Source organism: Saccharopolyspora sp. 6V (assembly GCF_020176785.1).
GTDB lineage: Bacteria > Actinomycetota > Actinomycetes > Mycobacteriales > Pseudonocardiaceae > Saccharopolyspora_C > Saccharopolyspora_C gregorii.
On sequence record NZ_JAIUKB010000087.1, the window covers coordinates 1 to 17,133 of the forward strand.

The 17,133-nt window shown below is 73.9% G+C and carries 17 protein-coding genes; 8 read left to right on the plus strand and 9 right to left on the minus strand.

Annotation, left to right across the window (positions count from 1 at the left end):
- Window positions 1-149: 149 nt before the first annotated feature.
- The gene (locus LCD35_RS17620; protein ID WP_224960690.1) at window positions 150-365 is read left to right on the plus strand and encodes a hypothetical protein; all 216 of its coding nucleotides are present in this window, start codon (window positions 150-152) and stop codon (window positions 363-365) included.
- A 107-nt stretch (window positions 366-472) separates the two neighbouring features.
- Here LCD35_RS17620 and hrpB read toward each other — a convergent pair whose 3' ends face one another.
- Window positions 473-2,902 (minus strand): ATP-dependent helicase HrpB, encoded by a 2,430-nt coding sequence (gene hrpB, locus LCD35_RS17625; RefSeq protein ID WP_225044476.1) that lies wholly within the window; start codon window positions 2,900-2,902, stop codon window positions 473-475.
- A 170-nt stretch (window positions 2,903-3,072) separates the two neighbouring features.
- Between hrpB and LCD35_RS17630 the strand changes: the two genes are divergently transcribed.
- Complete coding sequence (locus LCD35_RS17630; protein WP_224960694.1) at window positions 3,073-3,408, plus strand: antibiotic biosynthesis monooxygenase; 336 nt, start codon at window positions 3,073-3,075, stop codon at window positions 3,406-3,408.
- A 43-nt stretch (window positions 3,409-3,451) separates the two neighbouring features.
- On the opposite strand, the gene LCD35_RS17635 is transcribed toward LCD35_RS17630, so the two are convergent.
- Window positions 3,452-4,678 (minus strand): hypothetical protein, encoded by a 1,227-nt coding sequence (locus LCD35_RS17635; RefSeq protein ID WP_225044477.1) that lies wholly within the window; start codon window positions 4,676-4,678, stop codon window positions 3,452-3,454.
- 65 nt (window positions 4,679-4,743) lie between these two features.
- On the opposite strand from LCD35_RS17635, the gene LCD35_RS17640 reads away from it, so the two are divergent.
- From LCD35_RS17640 to LCD35_RS17655, 4 genes are read left to right on the plus strand one after another with little or no spacing between them, the layout of a single operon-like run.
- Complete coding sequence (locus LCD35_RS17640; protein ID WP_224960698.1) at window positions 4,744-4,986, plus strand: hypothetical protein; 243 nt, start codon at window positions 4,744-4,746, stop codon at window positions 4,984-4,986.
- Complete coding sequence (locus LCD35_RS17645; RefSeq protein WP_224960701.1) at window positions 4,983-5,195, plus strand: hypothetical protein; 213 nt, start codon at window positions 4,983-4,985, stop codon at window positions 5,193-5,195. The genes LCD35_RS17640 and LCD35_RS17645 overlap by 4 nt, the downstream gene beginning before the upstream one ends.
- Window positions 5,192-5,356, plus strand: coding sequence for a hypothetical protein (locus tag LCD35_RS17650; protein ID WP_225044478.1), 165 nt, complete (start codon window positions 5,192-5,194; stop codon window positions 5,354-5,356). Before LCD35_RS17645 ends, LCD35_RS17650 begins: the two co-directional genes overlap by 4 nt.
- A gap of 54 nt (window positions 5,357-5,410) precedes the next feature.
- A complete protein-coding gene (locus LCD35_RS17655) occupies window positions 5,411-6,109 on the plus strand; it encodes a dienelactone hydrolase family protein (protein ID WP_225044479.1) in 699 nt (232 codons plus the stop codon).
- A 139-nt stretch (window positions 6,110-6,248) separates the two neighbouring features.
- On the opposite strand, the gene LCD35_RS17660 is transcribed toward LCD35_RS17655, so the two are convergent.
- The 3 genes from LCD35_RS17660 to LCD35_RS17670 all read right to left on the minus strand — a co-directional run bounded on the left by LCD35_RS17660 (window position 6,249) and on the right by LCD35_RS17670 (window position 9,959).
- Entirely contained in the window at window positions 6,249-6,935 is a 687-nt protein-coding gene (locus LCD35_RS17660; RefSeq protein WP_225044480.1) for an excalibur calcium-binding domain-containing protein, read from the minus strand.
- A 254-nt stretch (window positions 6,936-7,189) separates the two neighbouring features.
- A complete protein-coding gene (gene gndA, locus LCD35_RS17665) occupies window positions 7,190-8,626 on the minus strand; it encodes an NADP-dependent phosphogluconate dehydrogenase (RefSeq protein ID WP_225044481.1) in 1,437 nt (478 codons plus the stop codon).
- Between the two features lie 136 nt (window positions 8,627-8,762).
- On the minus strand, window positions 8,763-9,959 hold the full coding sequence (locus LCD35_RS17670; protein WP_224961726.1) for a dipeptidase: 1,197 nt from the start codon (window positions 9,957-9,959) through the stop codon (window positions 8,763-8,765).
- Window positions 9,960-10,206: 247 nt separating this feature from the next.
- Here LCD35_RS17670 and LCD35_RS17675 point away from each other — a divergent pair, with 247 nt between their 5' ends.
- Entirely contained in the window at window positions 10,207-10,713 is a 507-nt protein-coding gene (locus LCD35_RS17675; protein ID WP_224961724.1) for a DUF664 domain-containing protein, read from the plus strand.
- 247 nt (window positions 10,714-10,960) lie between these two features.
- On the opposite strand, the gene LCD35_RS17680 is transcribed toward LCD35_RS17675, so the two are convergent.
- The 3 genes from LCD35_RS17680 to LCD35_RS17690 are packed head-to-tail and all read right to left on the minus strand — an operon-like array spanning window position 10,961 to window position 14,681.
- On the minus strand, window positions 10,961-12,073 hold the full coding sequence (locus LCD35_RS17680) for an iron-containing alcohol dehydrogenase family protein (RefSeq protein WP_225044482.1): 1,113 nt from the start codon (window positions 12,071-12,073) through the stop codon (window positions 10,961-10,963).
- 14 nt (window positions 12,074-12,087) lie between these two features.
- Entirely contained in the window at window positions 12,088-13,563 is a 1,476-nt protein-coding gene (locus tag LCD35_RS17685; RefSeq protein ID WP_225044483.1) for an aldehyde dehydrogenase family protein, read from the minus strand.
- Entirely contained in the window at window positions 13,560-14,681 is a 1,122-nt protein-coding gene (locus tag LCD35_RS17690) for a mandelate racemase/muconate lactonizing enzyme family protein (protein WP_225044484.1), read from the minus strand. Before LCD35_RS17690 ends, LCD35_RS17685 begins: the two co-directional genes overlap by 4 nt.
- A gap of 325 nt (window positions 14,682-15,006) precedes the next feature.
- Between LCD35_RS17690 and LCD35_RS17695 the strand changes: the two genes are divergently transcribed.
- Window positions 15,007-15,756, plus strand: a complete 750-nt coding sequence (locus LCD35_RS17695) for an IclR family transcriptional regulator (protein ID WP_224968596.1) — start codon at window positions 15,007-15,009, stop codon at window positions 15,754-15,756.
- 77 nt (window positions 15,757-15,833) lie between these two features.
- Here the strand turns inward: LCD35_RS17695 and LCD35_RS17700 are convergent, their stop codons facing one another.
- Window positions 15,834-17,087 carry a cation:proton antiporter gene (locus LCD35_RS17700; protein WP_224961714.1) on the minus strand — a complete coding sequence of 418 codons (1,254 nt, stop codon included), beginning with the start codon at window positions 17,085-17,087 and terminating at the stop codon, window positions 15,834-15,836.
- Window positions 17,088-17,133 lie beyond the last annotated feature (46 nt).

The following is a 17,133-nucleotide window of genomic DNA, read 5'->3' on the forward strand; positions in this document are numbered from 1 at the left end:
CCGTTCGACCAACCAGATCGGACGAACGGTCCGTTCACCCCGCGCCCGGGAACGGCCGCTCGGGCGTGCGGTGCCGATCCGGCGGAACCGGCGCCGCGCCCGGCCGGCCCCGCGTAGGGTCGCGGGCGATCGTGCGGAGGAGGTGCCGGATGCGGCGAGGTGCGCGGGCGCCCGCGGAGTTCGATCCGAAGTACGGGCAGCGGTTCTGGTCCGCGGTGGCGCTGGTCGCGCAGGGCGCGCTGTGGCTGACCGCGGACCTCGCGCCCTGGACGCGCGCGTTGTGCTGGGCCGCCATCGCCGTGGGTGCGGTGGCGGCGGCCCGGTTCGGGTGGCGCCACCTCGACGCACGCCGTGCACGACGCTGACCAGCGGTCGAACGCGTACGGCGACCGCACGACCGCCGCAGGCCCGGAGTGAACGGACCCTCCGACCAACCAGATGGGACGAACAGTCCGTTCACTCCTCCCACCGGTCAGGTGGGGCGGCGGGTTCGGCGGGTCGGGGTCGCCGTGGTGGGGTCGTCGGGCCAGGAGTGCTTCGGGTAGCGGCCGCGGAGGTCGGCGCGGACCTGCGGGTAGCCGGTCGTCCAGAACGATTCGAGGTCGGCGGTGACCGCGGCGGGCCGCCCGGCGGGGGACAGCAGGTGCAGCAGCAGCGGAACCCGCCCGTCGGCGAGCAGCGGCACCTGGCGCCAGCCGAAGACCTCCTGCACCTTCACCGGCAGCACCGGCCGCTCTCCCGAATAATCGATCTTGATCCGCGATCCGGACGGCACCTCCACGCTCTCCGGCGCGAGTGCGTCGAACCGGGACGCCCGATCCCACGGGAGCAACCGCCGCAGTCCTCCCCCGGCGGAGATCCGCGCCAGGTCGGCGCGTCCGCGCGCCCGGGACAGCTCCGGTTCCAGCCACGAATCGGCCCGGGACAGCAGGGATTCGTCGTCCACGGCCGGCCACGGTTCGCCGAGCGCCTCGTGCAGGAAGCCGATGCGGTGCCGCAGCCGCGTCGCGTCCTGGCTCCACGCCAGCAGGCCGAGCCCGTCCTGGCGCAGCCCGTCGAGCAGCGCGGCCCGCAGCAGTGCCGGGTCGGGTTCGCGCAGCGGCCTGCTGTCCACGGTGATGGCGCCGATGCGTTCGGCGCGCACCGCACGCACGTCCCCGCCGGTCCAGCCGACCTCGTCCCGGGTGCTGTGCAGCGCGGCCGCGACCCGCCGGGCGAGCGCTTCGTCGATGGGCGCAGCGAGGCGCACGGTGCCGTGGGCGGCGCCGGGTTCGCGGTCGGCGACGGCGACGGCGAGCCATTCGGCGTGCCGCAGCGGTGATCCGGCGGGCAGTTCGACGGCGGTGCCGGCGGCCATCAGGTAGACCGGCGAGTCGGCGGCGCGGCGGCGCGCGATGCGTTCCGGGTAGGCGAACGCGACGACCTCCGCCGCCGAACCACCTCGCCCGGTGCCGTCGACGCGCTCGGCGAGCCTGCGGGATTCCCGCCGCCACCGGTCGGATCCGGGACCGCCGCGGCGCAACCGGGCCAGTGCCGAGTCCACATCGGACTCATCGGTGACGGTGTCGTCGTCGAGCAGCGCCACGACTTCGCTCGCGGTCCGCGCGCCCGCCCGTTCGGCCCCGTCGAGCAGTGCGCGCGCCAACCGCGGGTGCAGGCCGAGTTCGGCGAGCCGCGTCCCCCGGCCGGTGACGGCACCATCGGCGGTGAGCGCGCCGAGGCCACGCAGCACCTGTTGCCCGGCGGCGAGCGGACCGGCGGGCGGCTCGTCCCACCAGGTGAGCGCGGTTCCGTCGGGCGTACCCCAGCAGGCCAGTTCCAGGGCGAGCCGGGTGAGTTCGGCGGTGCGGATCTCGGGTTCGGCGAACGCGGGCAGCGTGCTGTGCTCGTGCTCGGGCCAGCAGCGGTACGCGAAACCGGGCCCCTGCCGCCCGGCGCGGCCGGCGCGCTGGTCGGCGGCGGCTCGCGACACCCGCACGGTGGCGAGCCCGGCCAGGCCGCGCCGGGTGTCCACCCGGGACACCCGGGACAGGCCGGAGTCGATGACTGCGCGCACGCCCGGCACGGTGAGGCTCGATTCGGCGACGGCGGTGGCGAGCACCACCTTGCGCCGTTTCCCCTGCCGCAGCGCGGAATCCTGCTGCGCGTGCGGCAGCCGTCCGTGCAGCGGGAGAACGTCCACATCGGACAGGTCGGCGAGCGCGGCAGCGGTGCGGCGGATCTCCCCGGCACCGGGAAGGAAGGCGAGCACGTCACCGTCCTGCTCGTCGAGCGCCGTCCGCACCGCACGCGCCACGCACGCTTCGATGCGTTCGCGCCGGTTCGGCGGCAGGTAGCGGTGCTCGACCGGGAAGGTGCGAGCCTCGGCGTACAGCACCGGCGCGCCGCCGAGGACTTCGGACGCGCGGGTGGCCGCGAGCGTCGCCGAGGTCGCCAGCAGCCGCAGGTCGGGGCGCAGCCCGTCGCGGGCGTCGAGCAGCAGCGCGAGCAGCAGGTCCGCGTCGAGGTGCCGCTCGTGGCACTCGTCCAGCACCACCACGTCCACATCGGACAGTTCGGGGTCGGATTGCAGCCTGCGCACCAGCAGGCCGGAGGTGACGACCTCGACGCGGGTGCGCGCGCCGCGCCTGCGCTCGCCGCGCACCGAGTAGCCGACGGTCCCGCCGACCTCCTCGCCGAGCAGTTCGGCCATCCGGCGGGCGGCGGCGCGGGTGGCGAGCCGTCGCGGTTCGGCCACGACCACGCGCAGCCCGCGTTCGGCGAGCGCCAGCGGCACCAGCGTCGTCTTGCCGGTGCCGGGCGGGGCGACCAGGACGGTGGTGCCGTGCTCGACGAGCGCGTCGGCGACCTCGCCGAGCACCGGTTTCACCGGCAGGTCGGGGAGGCTGGAGAACTCGGTCATCGCAGCACAGTGTCCCCGCAGCACATCGAGCCGTGCCGCCGAGGTTCGCCGAACCGTGCGGCCGGTGGCGCACGACCGGGTGGCCGGGTCGGCGCCGGTTTGACTCACGTCAGTTTCCTGACACAGAATGTTTGTGTCAGAAAGCTGACACCGACGATTGCGAGAACCCCATGCCGAGCACCATCGAGCAGGGCGCGCCGCTGGCCACCCTGATCAACGTCTTCACCGTCCGCCCGGAGCGCCAGCGCGAGCTCGTGGACCTGCTCGACCAGGCGACCGAAGAGGTCATGATCACGCTGCCCGGCTTCGTGTCCGCGAACATCCACGCCAGCACCGACGGCACCAAGGTCGTCAACTACGCGCAGTGGAGCGACGCCGACGCGTTCCGCGCGATGCTCGCGAACCCGGTCGCGCAGCCGCACATGACCGCCGCCGCCGAGGTGGCCGAGTCCTACGAACCGCACCTCTACGAGGTCTCCGCCGTGCACGCCATCGACCAGCTCTGACGCACCCCGACCCAGGTGAGTCGGGGCGTGGCGCGGTGGGCGCTCAGCGCTGCGGCAGGCGGTGGCGGAGGTGGTCGAGGACGTCGGCGAGGGTGCTGGGCAGCGGTGCCCGCGACGTGCGGGAGAGCGCGCGGCGCAGCCGGTTCTCGGTGCGCGCGGAGTTCATCTGGCCGAGCATCGGCGCCACCGCGACCGCGGCCCGCTCCGCTTCGACGACCGCTCCGGCCGCCAGCGCCGAATCGAGCAGGCACGCCCGGTGGATGTAGAGCGCCCACCGCTGGCGTTCCTTCCCCTCCGCGCGATCCACCGCGCTGCTCAGCAACGGCAATGCTTCGGCGTGCCTGCCCAGCGAGGCGTGCAGGCTCCCGGCGTGCCCGTCGAGCTCCCGCTCGTCGAACCACCACGCCCACGCCGGGTCGCGGTCGCTGACACCGTCCTCGAAGGTCGACCGCGCTCGGTCGAACGCGCGCAACGCCCCGGGCCCGTCGCCGAGGTGCCCCAGCGCGCGAGCACTGCGGAGCCGGAACAACGCCCGCACCCGCACCGGGATCCGGGCGTCCTCGCCGAAGCGCTCAGCGATCCGCAGCGCCTCCCGCTGCCGACCGGAGTACGTGCTCCCCAACGCCTGGTTCGACAGGATGAACCACTGCATCGAGGTGTCCCCCGCGATCTGCGCCAACATCAACGCTTCGGCATTGACCGCCCGCGCCTCGGAATGCCGCTGCGCATCGATCAACATCCACCCCGCGACCTCACCCAACTCCGCCGCCACCACCTCCAGATCCCGCTCCACACCCGAGCGATACCGACCCGACGCCAACACCCGCTGCGCATCCCGGAACCGCCGCACCACCGCATCCACCACCTCCCCCGAACCGAGCAAGGAGTCCATCCGCACGAACTGCCGAACCGCACCCCGCAACGACTCGACGTAGTCCGCGCCCGCCGGTGGGCCGTGCTCCGCCGGGTCGGGCCCGGCCGGGGGCAGCGGTGGTTCCGGAACGGAGTCGGCGAAACCGAGATCGGCGTCCGAGGCGACGCCCAGCACCGCGCGCAACGCCGCCCGGTACGGCGCCGTCGGACACCGCACCGCACCCCGCTCCCACTTCGCCAGCAGGTGCGGGTCGAGGTCGTGGCGCTTGCCGGTCTCCCGCCACAACCACGCCGACACCGCGGACGCCAGCTCGGACCTCGACATCGGCTCACCGGGTGCGCGGCTCGACGCGACCCGGAGCCGCGCCGCACGCAGTGCTTCGTTGGGCAGACCCACGGTTACCCATGATGACCACCCCGCTGACCTGACGTCCACGCACCCTCCGTCACGACACTGCCACCATGAGTGATGGTGGACATGGGGTGAAATGGGTCGGGAGCCGGTACCGGTCGGTGTCGCACGCGGTACCCGCCGACTGGCGGTGGACGCCGGGATGCGTGACGCGGGCGCTGTGCGGACGCGAGGTCCGCCCGTCCTGGCCCGGGTTCCTGCTGCCCTCCGGGGTGTGCCCGGACTGCCGGGAGCGGGCCGGGCACGTGCCACCGCTCGCCCACCGCCGGCCGGCCCCGCGGGAGCAGCGATGATCTTCTTCGCCCGCTACCGCAGCACCGCGCTCGGCGTGACCGGGCTGATCAGCCACGCGTTCGAGGTCCGGCACCCGGCCGCGCGCGGGCGGGAGCTCACCGCGCGGTGCGGCCGGAGCTTCGCACCCGACGGCCTCGCCGTGCTGCCGGGGTGGACCGGGAGCCGCTGCCCGGCGTGCGCGCTCGACCTGTCCCGGCGGTCCCGGTGAGCGCCGTCGACGGGCGCGGCGGGCTCCCCGCGCCGGACCGCGCGCGGTACGGCACCGGCTGGGTCCACCTGCGCAGCGGAGACCTCGCCGAACCGGCGCGGCGGCCGCGCCCGGACCTCGCCGTGCTGGAGGCGGTCCTGACCCGGTTGCGGGAACTCTGACGCCACCCACCCCACCCGATGCCGACCGGTGCCCGCAGGTGGTGCAATGCGGGCATGGCTGACAACCCCTTGCAGAACGTGACCTTCCCCAGCAACGGGCACACCGCGCACGGCTACCTCGCCCTGCCGGAATCCGGTAGCGGGCCCGGCGTCGTGGTGATCCAGGAGTGGTGGGGGCTCACCGACCACATCGCCGACGTCACCAACCGGCTCGCCGCCGAAGGGTTCGTCGCGCTCGCCCCCGACCTCTACGGCGGCCGCACCACGCACGACTCCGACGAAGCCGGGCAGCTCTTGCAGGAGCTGCCGGTGGAGGGCGCCGCCCGCGACCTCGGCGGGGCCGTGGACCACCTGCTGTCCCTCGACGCCGTCACCAGCGAGAAGATCGGCGCCGTCGGGTTCTGCATGGGCGGCGGATTCGTGCTGGTGCTCGCCGCGCAGCAGGGCGACAAGATCGGCGCCGCGGTGCCGTTCTACGGGGTGCTCGGCGAGGACTACCCCAGCTTCGAGAACCTGACCGCGCCGCTGCTCGGGCACTTCGGCGAGCAGGACGCCATGGCCCCGCCGGACGCCGTCGAAGCGCTCGCCGACCGCATCGAGAACGAGTCCGGCACCCGCCCGGACTTCCGGATCTACCCGGCCGGGCACGCGTTCTTCAACGACGAGAACCACATGGGCACCTACGACCCGGTGCAGGGCGCCAAGGCGTGGGGCGCCACGCTCGAATTCCTGCGGGCGAAGCTGGAAGGCTGATCCCGGTGCGGGGGGGGCGCGCCCCCGCCCCCCGGGGGGCGCGGGGCGGGGGGGGGGCCCGCGCCCCCCCCCGCGGCCCCCCCCCCGCCCCCCCCCCCCCCCCCCCCCCCCCCCCCCCCCCCCCCCCCCCCCCGATGGGTCAGTCCTCGCAGCCGATGCCGTCGCCGTCCCGGTCGAGCTTCGGGCGGTAGCCCGGGTCGCCGCGGTACACGGGTGCCGCGCCGGCCGCGCGGGCCGCGTCGCAGTTCTGGTAGTACACCGACGGTTCCGGGGCGTCGTAGGTCTTCGCGACGTACGGCTCCGGCTCGGGTGCCGGGTCGACGGGGGCCTCGGGGGCGCTGTCCACGGTGCGCGGGAGCCGCGCCGGGCTCGGCGGCGCGGGCGCGACCAGCCGCACCACGACCGGCGCCGACAGCCGCACCGCGGTGCCCGCCGCCGGTTCGATCGCGCTGACCACCCAGGTCTCCGGCACCGGCACCGCCGAGGACGCGTCGTCGGACACCGCGGTCACCGCGGTCAGCCCCAGCGCGCGCAGCTCGTCGAGCACCGCCCGGGCGCCGCGACCCTCGACGACCGGCAGCGCCACCTCGGGTTCCGCGACCTCGGGTTCCGCGACCTCCGCTTCCGCCGGTTCGACCGGCACCGGGGTGGTCGCCACCGGGGAGACCGGAGCCCGCTCGGCCTGCGGCGGCGAAGCGCACGAGGCCGCCAGACCGACGACGAACAGCAGCAGGAAGACGCCACCGGTGATCCACGGCCACTTGCGCTGGTGCGGCCGCGGCCGGGAGGACGTGTTCGGCAGCTGCGGGAACGTCCGCATACCCATGTCCGTTTTCTCTTTTCCGCCCCGGAGGGCGCATCGGGCCCGATGCCGTTCACCAGGCTCGATGGACATGTCGCCGAACACGGACGGTCGTTACCGAATGCACCCCGTCGGCCTAACGGCACCGGCGGACGAGGGACGGGATCGACCGCGCGCCACCCCGCCGCACCCGACCGGGCAAGTCGACCGCCGAACGGGCCACGGACGCGGCGGGCCCGCGGCACGCCGGAGCGCACCGCGGGCCCTGGTGGCACCGATCAGGCCGATTCCTCGTCCCGGTTCGTGTCCCAGCGGGTGTGGAACGAGCCCTCCACGTCGGTGCGCCGGTAGGTGTGCGCGCCGAAGTAGTCGCGCTGCGCCTGCGTCACCGCGGCGGGCAGCCGCTCCGCCCGCAGCGCGTCGTAGTACGACAGCGCCGCCGAGAAGCCCGGCGTCGGGATGCCCAGCTCGGCGGCCGTGACCACCACGCGGCGCCACGCGTCCTGCGCGGCGGCGAGCTCCCGGGAGAACTCGGCGTCGGCCAGCAGCGTCGGCAGCGCCGGGTCCGCCGCGTAGGCGTTGCGGATCCGGTCCAGGAACGCGGCGCGGATGATGCAGCCACCGCGCCAGATCGTGGCCATCGCGCCCAGGTCGACGTCCCAGCCGTACTCACGGCTGCCCACCGAGATCATGTTCCAGCCCTGCGCGTAGGACACGACCTTCGACGCGTACAGCGCCTGCTCCACGTCCTCGGCGAGCCGCTTCGCGTCCTCCCCGGACAGCGCGGCGGGCTGCGGACCGGCCAGGCCGCGGGTGGCTTCGCGCAGGTCGCCGTGCCCGGACAGGCTGCGGGCGAACACCGCCTCGGCGATGCCGGAGACCGGGACGCCCAGTTCGAGCGCGGTCTGCACCGTCCAGCGGCCGGTGCCCTTCTGCTCCGCCTGGTCCTGGATGACGTCCACGAACGCGGAGCCGGTGCGGGCGTCGGTGTGGGTGAGCACCTCGGCGGTGATCTCCACCAGGTACGAGGCGAGCCTGCCCTCGTTCCAGCCGCGGAACACGTCGGCGATGGCGGCCGGTTCCAGCCCGCCCGCGTGCCGCAGCAGGTCGTAGGACTCGGCGATGAGCTGCATGTCGGCGTACTCGATGCCGTTGTGCACCATCTTCACGAAGTGCCCGGCGCCGCCGGGGCCGACGTGCGTGCAGCAGGGGGTGCCGTCCACGTGGGCGCTGATCTTCTCCAGCATCGGCCCGAGCGACTCGTAGGCCTCCGCGGAACCGCCCGGCATGATCGACGGGCCGTTCAGCGCGCCCTCCTCACCACCGGAGATGCCGGTGCCGACGAAGTGCAGGCCGCGGGCGCGCAGCGCCTCGTCGCGGCGGCGGGTGTCCTCGAAATGCGCGTTGCCGCCGTCGATGATCACGTCGCCCTCGTCGAGCAGCGGGGCCAGCTCGTCGATCACCGCGTCGGTGGGGCCGCCCGCCTTGACCATGATGACGACCCGGCGGGGGCGCTCCAGCGAGGCCACCAGGTCGGCCGCGGACTCGGCGGCGACGAACTCGCCTTCCTCGGCGAAGCGCTCCATGAACTCGTGGGTGCGTCCGACGGAGCGGTTGTGCACGGCCACGGTGTAGCCGTTGCGCGCGAAGTTGCGGGCCAGATTGCGCCCCATGACCGCGAGACCGGTGACGCCTACCTGCGCCAGCTTCGACATGAATACCTCTTTCGCTCCGGATGACTCGTGGGAACAACTCCGCCGCCGCGGCGGGTGTTCCCGGTACGGCGAACATCACCTCGGTGGGTGGTGCTCGCATGGTGCATGCTCCCCCGATTCGGGCGGGGCGGCGGGGTCAGCCGTCCAGGTCCTCGATGGTGGCGACCGACGGGCGCTCGGTGGCGCGCAGCCGGTCCGCGACCCGTTCGGCGTCACCGAGCACGCGGATCGCGTTGCGGTGGGCCAGTTTCGCGAGGTCCTCTTCGGACCAGCCGCGATCGATCAGTTCGGCGAACAGGTTCGGGTACCCCGCCACGTCGGCGAGGTCCTCGGGGGTGCTGACGACGCCGTCGAAGTCGCCGCCGATCCCCAGGTGGTCGATGCCTGCCACCTCGCGCATGTGGTCGAGGTGGTCGGCGACGGTGGCCGCGGTGGCGCGCGGGCACGGGTGCTCGGCCTCGTGTTCGGCGCGGAACGCGCGCACCCGCTCGCCGTCGTCCGCGTCGATCCCCGCGGCGGCCAGCGCGGCTTCGTAGTCGCGCAGCCAGTCCCGGGTCTCCTGCCGCACGAACGTGGGCACGAACGTCGCCATCGCGACGCCGCCGTTGGCGGGCAGCGCGGCGAGCACGTCGTCGGGGATGTTGCGCGGGTGGTCGCAGAGCGCGCGCGACGACGAGTGCGAGAAGATCACCGGGGCGCGGGAGACGCGCAGGGCGTGCCGCATGGTGTCGGCGGAGACGTGCGAGAGGTCCACCAGCATCCCGATCCGGTTCATCTCCCGCACCACCTCCTCGCCGAAGCGGGTGAGGCCGTGCGCGGCGGGTTCGTCGGTCGCCGAGTCGGCCCACGGCACGTTGTCGTTGTGCGTGAGCGTCAGGTACCGCACACCGCGCGCGTGGAAGGCGCGCAGCGTGGCCAGCGAGCAGGCGATGCTGTGCCCGCCCTCGGCGCCCATCAGCGAGGCGATGTGACCGTCGGCCATCGCGGCCCGCACCTCCGCTGCGGTGCCCGCCAGGCGCAGCCGGTCGGGGTGCCGCTCGACCAGCCGCAGCACGCAGTCGATCTGCTCCAGGGTGGCGGGGGGCGCGCGGGCGCCCTGCAGCTCGGCTTCCACGTAGACCGACCAGAACTGACCGCCGACCCCGCCCGCGCGCAGCCGCGCCAGGTCGGTGTGCAGCGACGCGGACTGGTCCTGGGCGATGTCCAGCCGCTCCAGGTCGTAGGCGCGGTGCTTGCGCAGCGCCCACGGCAGGTCGTTGTGCCCGTCCAGGACCGGGTGCCGCGCCAGCAGGGCCCGCGCTCGTTCCACCGAGGTCGGTTCCGCGTCGCTCATGGCACCTCACGTTCGGTCGCGCGCCCGGTGGGCGCGGGGGACTCGTTCCTCCGAGGTGTCTACCCGCACGGCCACCGGGCTTCAAGGCGATCGCGGGGACTGTTCGATCACGTGTTCTTCGTACACTGTGGACTCGACGTGTCGGGGAACCGGACGGATCGGACTCGGTGTCGGGTGCCCGCGCCGGTGCCTGCCCGTACCGTGGGGCGCGGAGCATCCGAACCACCGGGAAGGGACGCTGAGCGACATGACCAGCGCAGACGTGCTCGTCGACGGATACGACCGGATCCAGGGGGCGGTGCACGAGGCGGTCCGCGGACTCGAACCGGAGCAGCTGGAGTTCCGCCTCGACCCGCAGGCCAACACCATCGCCTGGCTCGCCTGGCACCTCACGCGGGTGCAGGACGACCACCTGGCGGGCGCCGCCGGGACCGAGCAGGCGTGGCTGGCCGAGGGCTGGCGGGACCGGTTCGACCTGCCCTTCGACGCGGCGGACATCGGCTACGGGCACAGCTCCGGCCAGGTCGCGCAGGTGCAGGCCTCCGCCGAGCTCCTGCTCGGCTACCAGGACGCGGTGCACGAGCGGACCGTCAGCTACGTCCGCGCGCTCACCGACGCGGACCTGGACGAGGTGATCGACGCGGACTGGAGCCCGCCGGTCACCCGCGGGGTGCGCCTGGTGAGCGTGCTCGCGGACGGGTTGCAGCACGCCGGACAAGCAGCCTTCATCCGCGGCGTACTCGAACGGCGGTGACGAGCCGGCTCAACTCCTGTTGCGGGGTGGGGCGGGTGGCGGAACCTCAGCGGGATTCTCGCTGCGGGATCGTTTTCACCGGTGGCTCCGCCACAGGCGAAAACGCTGTCCTCGCGAGAATCCCGCTGAGAACCCGCGGCGGTGCCGGTTGCGTGCGTGGTCGTCAGCTCAGCGGCTTCGCCGCTGACAGGACAACGAAACATGACCGCTCCGGGCAGGCCTGCGGACGGGGGTGACCGGTGACCGGTCAGTAGGTGGTCTGGAGGAGGTCGTGGAGTTGGGGTTCCGCTGCGTCGGCGGGGTTGTTGCGGGTCACGGGGTCAGCGGCCGCCGCCGCGGCGATCGAGGGCAGCATGTCGCGCCGCACGCCCAGGTCCCGCAGCGGGGAGCGGATCTCCAGCCCGTCGGCGAGGTCGCGAGCGCACCGGATCGCCGCGGCCGCGCCACCGCCGGCCCCCATGGCGCGAGCCGCGTCGGCGTAGGCCTCCCCCGCGGTGTCGGCGTTGAACTCCATGACGGTCTCCAGCACCGCGGCCAGCGCCACGCCGTGCGGCGTCCCGGCATGACCGGTGATCGCGTGCCCGAGGCCGTGCACCAGTCCCAGCCCGGACAGGGTGAGCGCCTGCCCCGCCAGGTGCGCGCCCAGCATCACCCGGGAACGCGCCTCCAGGTCGGTGCCGTCCCGGTGCGCGACGGGCAGCCAGCGGGCGACGAGCGCGATGGCCTGCGCCGCGTAGGCCGCGGAGATCGGGTTCGCGCCACGGGACGACAGCGATTCGATGCCGTGCACCAGCGCGTCCAGCCCGGTGGCGGCGGTGATGCGCGCGGGCAGCCCGGTGGTGAGCTCCGGGTCGAGCACGGCGACGGCGGGCCGCACCGAGGCGTGTCCCAGATAGACCTTGCGGCGGGTGGCCGGGTCCTCGATGACGCCGAATCCGTTGGTCTCGGCGCCGGTCCCGGCGGTGGTGGGGATCGCCACCAGCGGCAGCCCCGGAAGCCGCGGTTGGGCCCGCAGCGCGATGGCCTTCGCCGCGTCCAGCGGTGATCCGCCGCCGAGCGCGACCACGGCGGCCGAGCCGAACCGCTCCAGCCCCGCCGCACCGGTTTCCACAGTGGACAACGTGGGATTGGCGGCGACGTCGTCGAAGACGGCGTGCTCCAGCCCGGCCTCGGCCAGCACCGCCAGCACCCGGTCCAGGATTCCCGCGGCGCGCACGCCCCGGTCGGTGATCAGGTAGACCCGGTGGTGGCCGAGCTCGTCGATCAGCCGGGGCAGCGCGGCGATGCGCCCCGGGCCGAACTCGATGCGGCAGGTCGGTTCGATGCTGAGCCCGTCGGCGGGCAGCTCCTGGTCGCGCATGCGGACACCTCCGGTCAGGACAGGTCGATCCAGGTGGTCTTGAGCGCGGTGCACCCGGCCAGCGCGTGCAGGGACTTGTCCCGCCCGGCCCCGCTGGCGCCGAACCCGCCGAACGGCGTGATCACGTCGCTGGCGTCGAAGGTGTTGACCCACACGGTGCCCGCGCGCAGCCGCCGCGCCGCCCGGTGCGCGGTCGTCACGTCCCGGGTCCACACCGAGGCGACCAGCCCGTACTCGGTGTCGTTGGCGAGCCGGACGCCCTCGTCCGCGTCGCCGTCGTAGCCGAGCACGGTCAGGACCGGCCCGAAGATCTCCTCCCGCGCCGCGGGCGATTCCGGCGGCACGCCGGCCAGGATCGTCGGCGGGAAGAAGGTGCCGTGCAGCGCTTCGCCGCCGAGCACCGCGGTGGCGCCGTCGGCGAGGCCGCGCGCCACGTACCCGGACACCCGCCGCAGCTGCGCCTCGTCGACCAGCGGGCCGACGACGGTGGCCGGGTCGAGCGGGTCGCCGACGCGGAACGTCTCCTCGGTCAGCCGCACCACCTCGGCCAGCAGCCGGTCCTCGACGTCGCGGTGCACGACCAGCCGCGATCCGGCGTTGCAGGTCTGCCCCGCGTTGTAGAAGATCCCCCACGCGATCGCCGAGGCCGCCGCGGTGAGGTCGGCGTCCGGCAGCACCAGCTGCGGCGACTTGCCGCCCGCCTCGACGGCGACCTGCTTGCCGTTGGACTCGCCCGCGTACACCTGGAAGCGGCGGCCGACCTCGGCGGAACCGGTGAACGCGATCTTGTCCACGTCCGGGTGCCTGCCCAGCGCCTGCCCGGCCTGCTCGCCGCGGCCCGGTACCACGTTGAACACCCCGTCCGGCAGGCCCGCCGCGGCGCCGCGGCGGGCGAGCAGCAGCGCGCCCAGCGAGGTCTGCTCGGCCGGTTTCAGCACCACCGAGTTGCCGGTGGCCAGCGCGGGCGCGATCTTCCACGAGGTGATCAGCAGCGCGTAGTTCCACGGCACCACCGCGCCGATCACGCCGAGCGGTTCCCGGGTGACCAGCGCCAGCGCGTCCTGCGGGGCGGGCGCGACCTCGCCGGAGGTCTTGTCGACGGCCTCCGCGTACCAGGTGAGGGTGTGCGCGGCGCCGGCCACGTCGACGCGGCGGGCTTCGGCGAGCGGTTTGCCCATCTCCAGGCTGTCCAGCAGCGCCAGCTCGTCGGCGTGCTCGCGGATCAGCTCGGCCCAGCGCAGCAGGACCTCCTTGCGCCGCCCCGGATCCAGCCCCCGCCAGCGGCCGTCGTCGAACGCGGTGCGGGCGGCGCGCACCGCGCGGTCCACCTCGGTGGCGGTGCAGGCCGCGACCCTGGCGAGCTCGGTGCCGTCGCGAGGGCTGGTGCTGGGGAAGGTCTCGCCGGTGGCGACGAACTCACCGTCGATGAACGGCCGCGTCTCCGGCGTGCCGATCAGCGCCGAGCTCGGCGCGTCCAGGTCGGGGGTCACGGGATTCCTCCGATCTTGGTGTCGGCGATGACGTTCTCGTCGAGCTCCACGCCGAGACCCGGGACCTGCGGCACGGCGACCGCGCCGTCCGCTCGGACCTCGACGGGCCGAGCCAGCAGGAAGTCCCGGCGCCGCGGCGTCCAGCCGGGCGGGTCGTAGGGGAACTCGAAGTGCGGCCCGCCACCGACCCCCGCGGCCACGTGCAGGTTCGCCAGCAGCCCGATGCCGTTGGTCCAGCTGTGCGGGGTGAAGTGGCGGTGCTTGAGCCGGGCCAGCTCGGCGATGGTGCGGGCCCGGTGCATGCCGACGGCCAGCACCACGTCCATCTGGTAGACGTCGAGGACGTCCTGCTCCAGGTAGCGCAGCAGGTCGGGCACCGAGTGCTGCATCTCCCCCGCCGCGATGCGCACCTCCGGGTACCGGGCGCGCAGAGCGCGGAACCCGGCGAGGTCGTGGTACGGCAGCGGTTCCTCGACCCAGCTCACGCCGATCTCGGCGAGCCGCCGGACGGTGCGCGCGGTGGTGGCGAAGTCCACCGCGTCGGCGGTGTCGCCGGCCATCCGCCAGGACTGGTTGAGGTCCACCATGATGTCGAAGTCCGGGCCGAGGGCGTCGCGGGCGGCGGCGACGGTCGCGATGCCCTCCTCGACGCCGTCCGGGGCGATGCGGATCTTCATGGCGCGGAACCCCGCCTGCCGCGCGGCCAGCGCCGACTCGACGCGCTCGGCGGGCGGCTTCAGCTCGGCGGTGGAGGCGTAGGCGGGCAGCGCGTCGGCGGCACCGCCGAACAGCACCGACACCGGCACCCCGGTGGCCTTGCCGATGACGTCCCACAGCGCGGCCTCCAGCGGCCAGAACGCACCGCCGTGGAAGTTGGCCGTCTCGATGGCCTTGACGTGCCGGTCGATCCGCAGCGGATCGGTGCCGACGAACAGGTGCCGCACCGCGTCGAACCCGGTCATGGTGTCACCGGAGCCGATGCCGGTGATGCCCTCATCGGTGCGCACCCGCACCACGGTGGCGTCGAAGTGCTCCCGCGGGCGCGGGTCCCAGGCGGCGTGCAGCGGCGGGTCCAGCGGCAGCCGCAGCCGGTCCACGGAGATGTCGGTGATCTTCATCTGACCTCCCGGAACCGAAGCTAGGAACCCGCCGGCCCGCAGGACAACCCACCGCGACCGATCGAGACCCGAGTTGCACTGGCGACAACCGGACGACCCCGCCCCGAACCGCGCCCGCAGTTGCTTGGCAGCGGCGAAGCCGCTGAACCGCCGACCACCCGAGCAGCGGAACCACCCGCGGGTGCTCAGCTGCTTCCTCGCGAGGACAGCGTTTTCTCCTGTGGCGGAGCCACCGGTGAAAACGATCCCGCAGCGAGGAAGCAGCTGAGGTTCCGCCACCCCAGTGCCCTGCAAAAGGAGCCGACGAAAAGGCATCGTTGAAGACATGAGTGCTCTGCGGCGTGATCTGGAGTTGCTGGAGGCGCTGGGTTCGGCGGAGGCGCAGCGCGCGGGCGGGCTCGGGGTGTCGCGGCTGGCGGTGCTGACCGGGCGGGACAAGAGCCAGGTGTCGCGGGCGCTCAAGGCGCTCGCCGAGGCCGGGGTGGTGGAGCGGCAGCCGGACACCTTGGCCTACCGGCTGGGCTGGCGGCTGTTCTCACTGGTCGCCCGCACCACCGGGGACCGGCTGGTGCGCGCGGCGGAGCCGGTGATGCGCGCCCTGTCCGCGGAGGTCGAGGAGACCAGCCACCTGTGCGTGCTGCGGGAGCGGGAGGTGCTGACGCTGCTGTCGGTGTCCGGGCACTCGTTCCGCGTGCACGACTGGGAGGGCCGCGGGGTGCCCGCGCCGTGCACCTCGGCGGGACGGGTGCTGCTGCAGGACGTGACGCCGGACGAGCTGTACGTGCGCTTCGGCACCGAGCTCGGCGCGACGCCGCCCGGGTCGACGGTGCGCACCCTGCCGGAGCTGTGGTCGCGGATCAGGGAGGCGGCGCGGACCGGCTACGCGCAGGTCCGCGAGGAGTTCGAGACCGGCCTGGTGGGCGTGTCCGCGCCGGTCCGGGACTTCCGCGGCCGGGTGGTGGCGGCGCTGAACCTGTCCGCCCCGGCGCAGCGCCTCGCCGACCACCTCGACGCGGCGGGCCGGGCCACCGCCAGGGCGGCCACCCGCATCTCCCACGAACTGGGCGCCGCCTGAGTCCCCGCCATGCCGATCTCACCGCGCGATGCTCGGCCCGAGGTTCCGCCACCCCAGTGCACCGCCCCCGCCACGGATCAGGCGACCGGTTCCGGTTCAGGGTCAGGAGCGGCGCGGCGTTCGCGGCGGTCGATGAGGGTGAGCAGCGGGGTCGCCATGATCGTGGTGACCAGGGCGACGAGCACCAGGACGCTGAACAGCTGCGGCGTGACGATCCCCGCCGCCAGCCCCACGTTGATCGCGATGAGCTGCATCAGCCCGCGCGCGTTCATCAGCGCCCCGACGCGGGTGGCCACCGAGTTCGACTCCCCCGCCAGCCGCGCCGCGGCCCAGCAGGCACCGAGCTTGCCCGCGACCGCGACCAGCACCGCGCCCACCGCGAACAGCAGCACCCCGGAGTCGACCAGCAGCGCCAGGTCGGTGTTCAGCCCGGAGTAGGTGAAGAACAGCGGCAGGAACAGCACGGCGACCGGCTTCATCGTCCGCACCGCCCCGTCCATCGCCGCCGACCGCGGCAGCGCGACGCCGAGGCTGAACGCGCCGAACACGGCGTACAACCCGATCTGGTCGGTGTACCAGGCGGCGAGGAACACGGCGACGACCACCACCATCAGCACCTGCTCGGGGGCGAGCCGCCGCAGCGCGGCGTCGATGCGGCCCCCGGCGCGCACGATCGCGACCAGCGCGAGGACGAACAGCGCGCTGCCGCCTGCGGCGACGGCGAACGGCCCGATGCTGGCGGCGGAGATGCTGAGCACCCCGGCCAGCAGGACCCACGCCACCGCGTCGTCGAGCGCCCCGGCTGCCAGCGAGAGCGAACCGAACCGGGTGCCGGACAGGCCGCGCTCGGTGATGATCCGCGCCATCATCGGGAACGCGGTGATCGACAGCGCCACGGCCACGAACAGCGCCGACACCAGCAGCGGGACGCCCGGCGGGTACATGTCGACGTGCCCGGCGGCCAGCCAGGCCAGCGCGACGCCGAGCAGCATCGGCACGACCACCCCGGCCGCCGAGATCAACGCCGCCGAACCGGCGACCTGCCGGATCTTGTCCACCCGGAACTCGTACCCGGCCTGGAACATGAACACGACGAGCCCGATCTGGCCGACCACGTACAGCACGGGCCGCAGCTCGTCGGGGAAGATCGCCTGCTCCACGCCGGGCGCGAGCAGTCCGAGCACCGAGGGGCCGAGCACGACGCCGGTGACCATCTCGCCGACCACGGGCGGCTGGCCGAAAGCGCGCAGCACCCGGCCGACGAGGCGGCAGGCGAGCAGGATGACGATGGCGGCGAGGAAGAACGCGGGGGCGAGCTCCGTCGGGGTCATGCGGTTCCTCCGGTGGCGGTGGATCGGACGTGGATCCGTTGCGGTG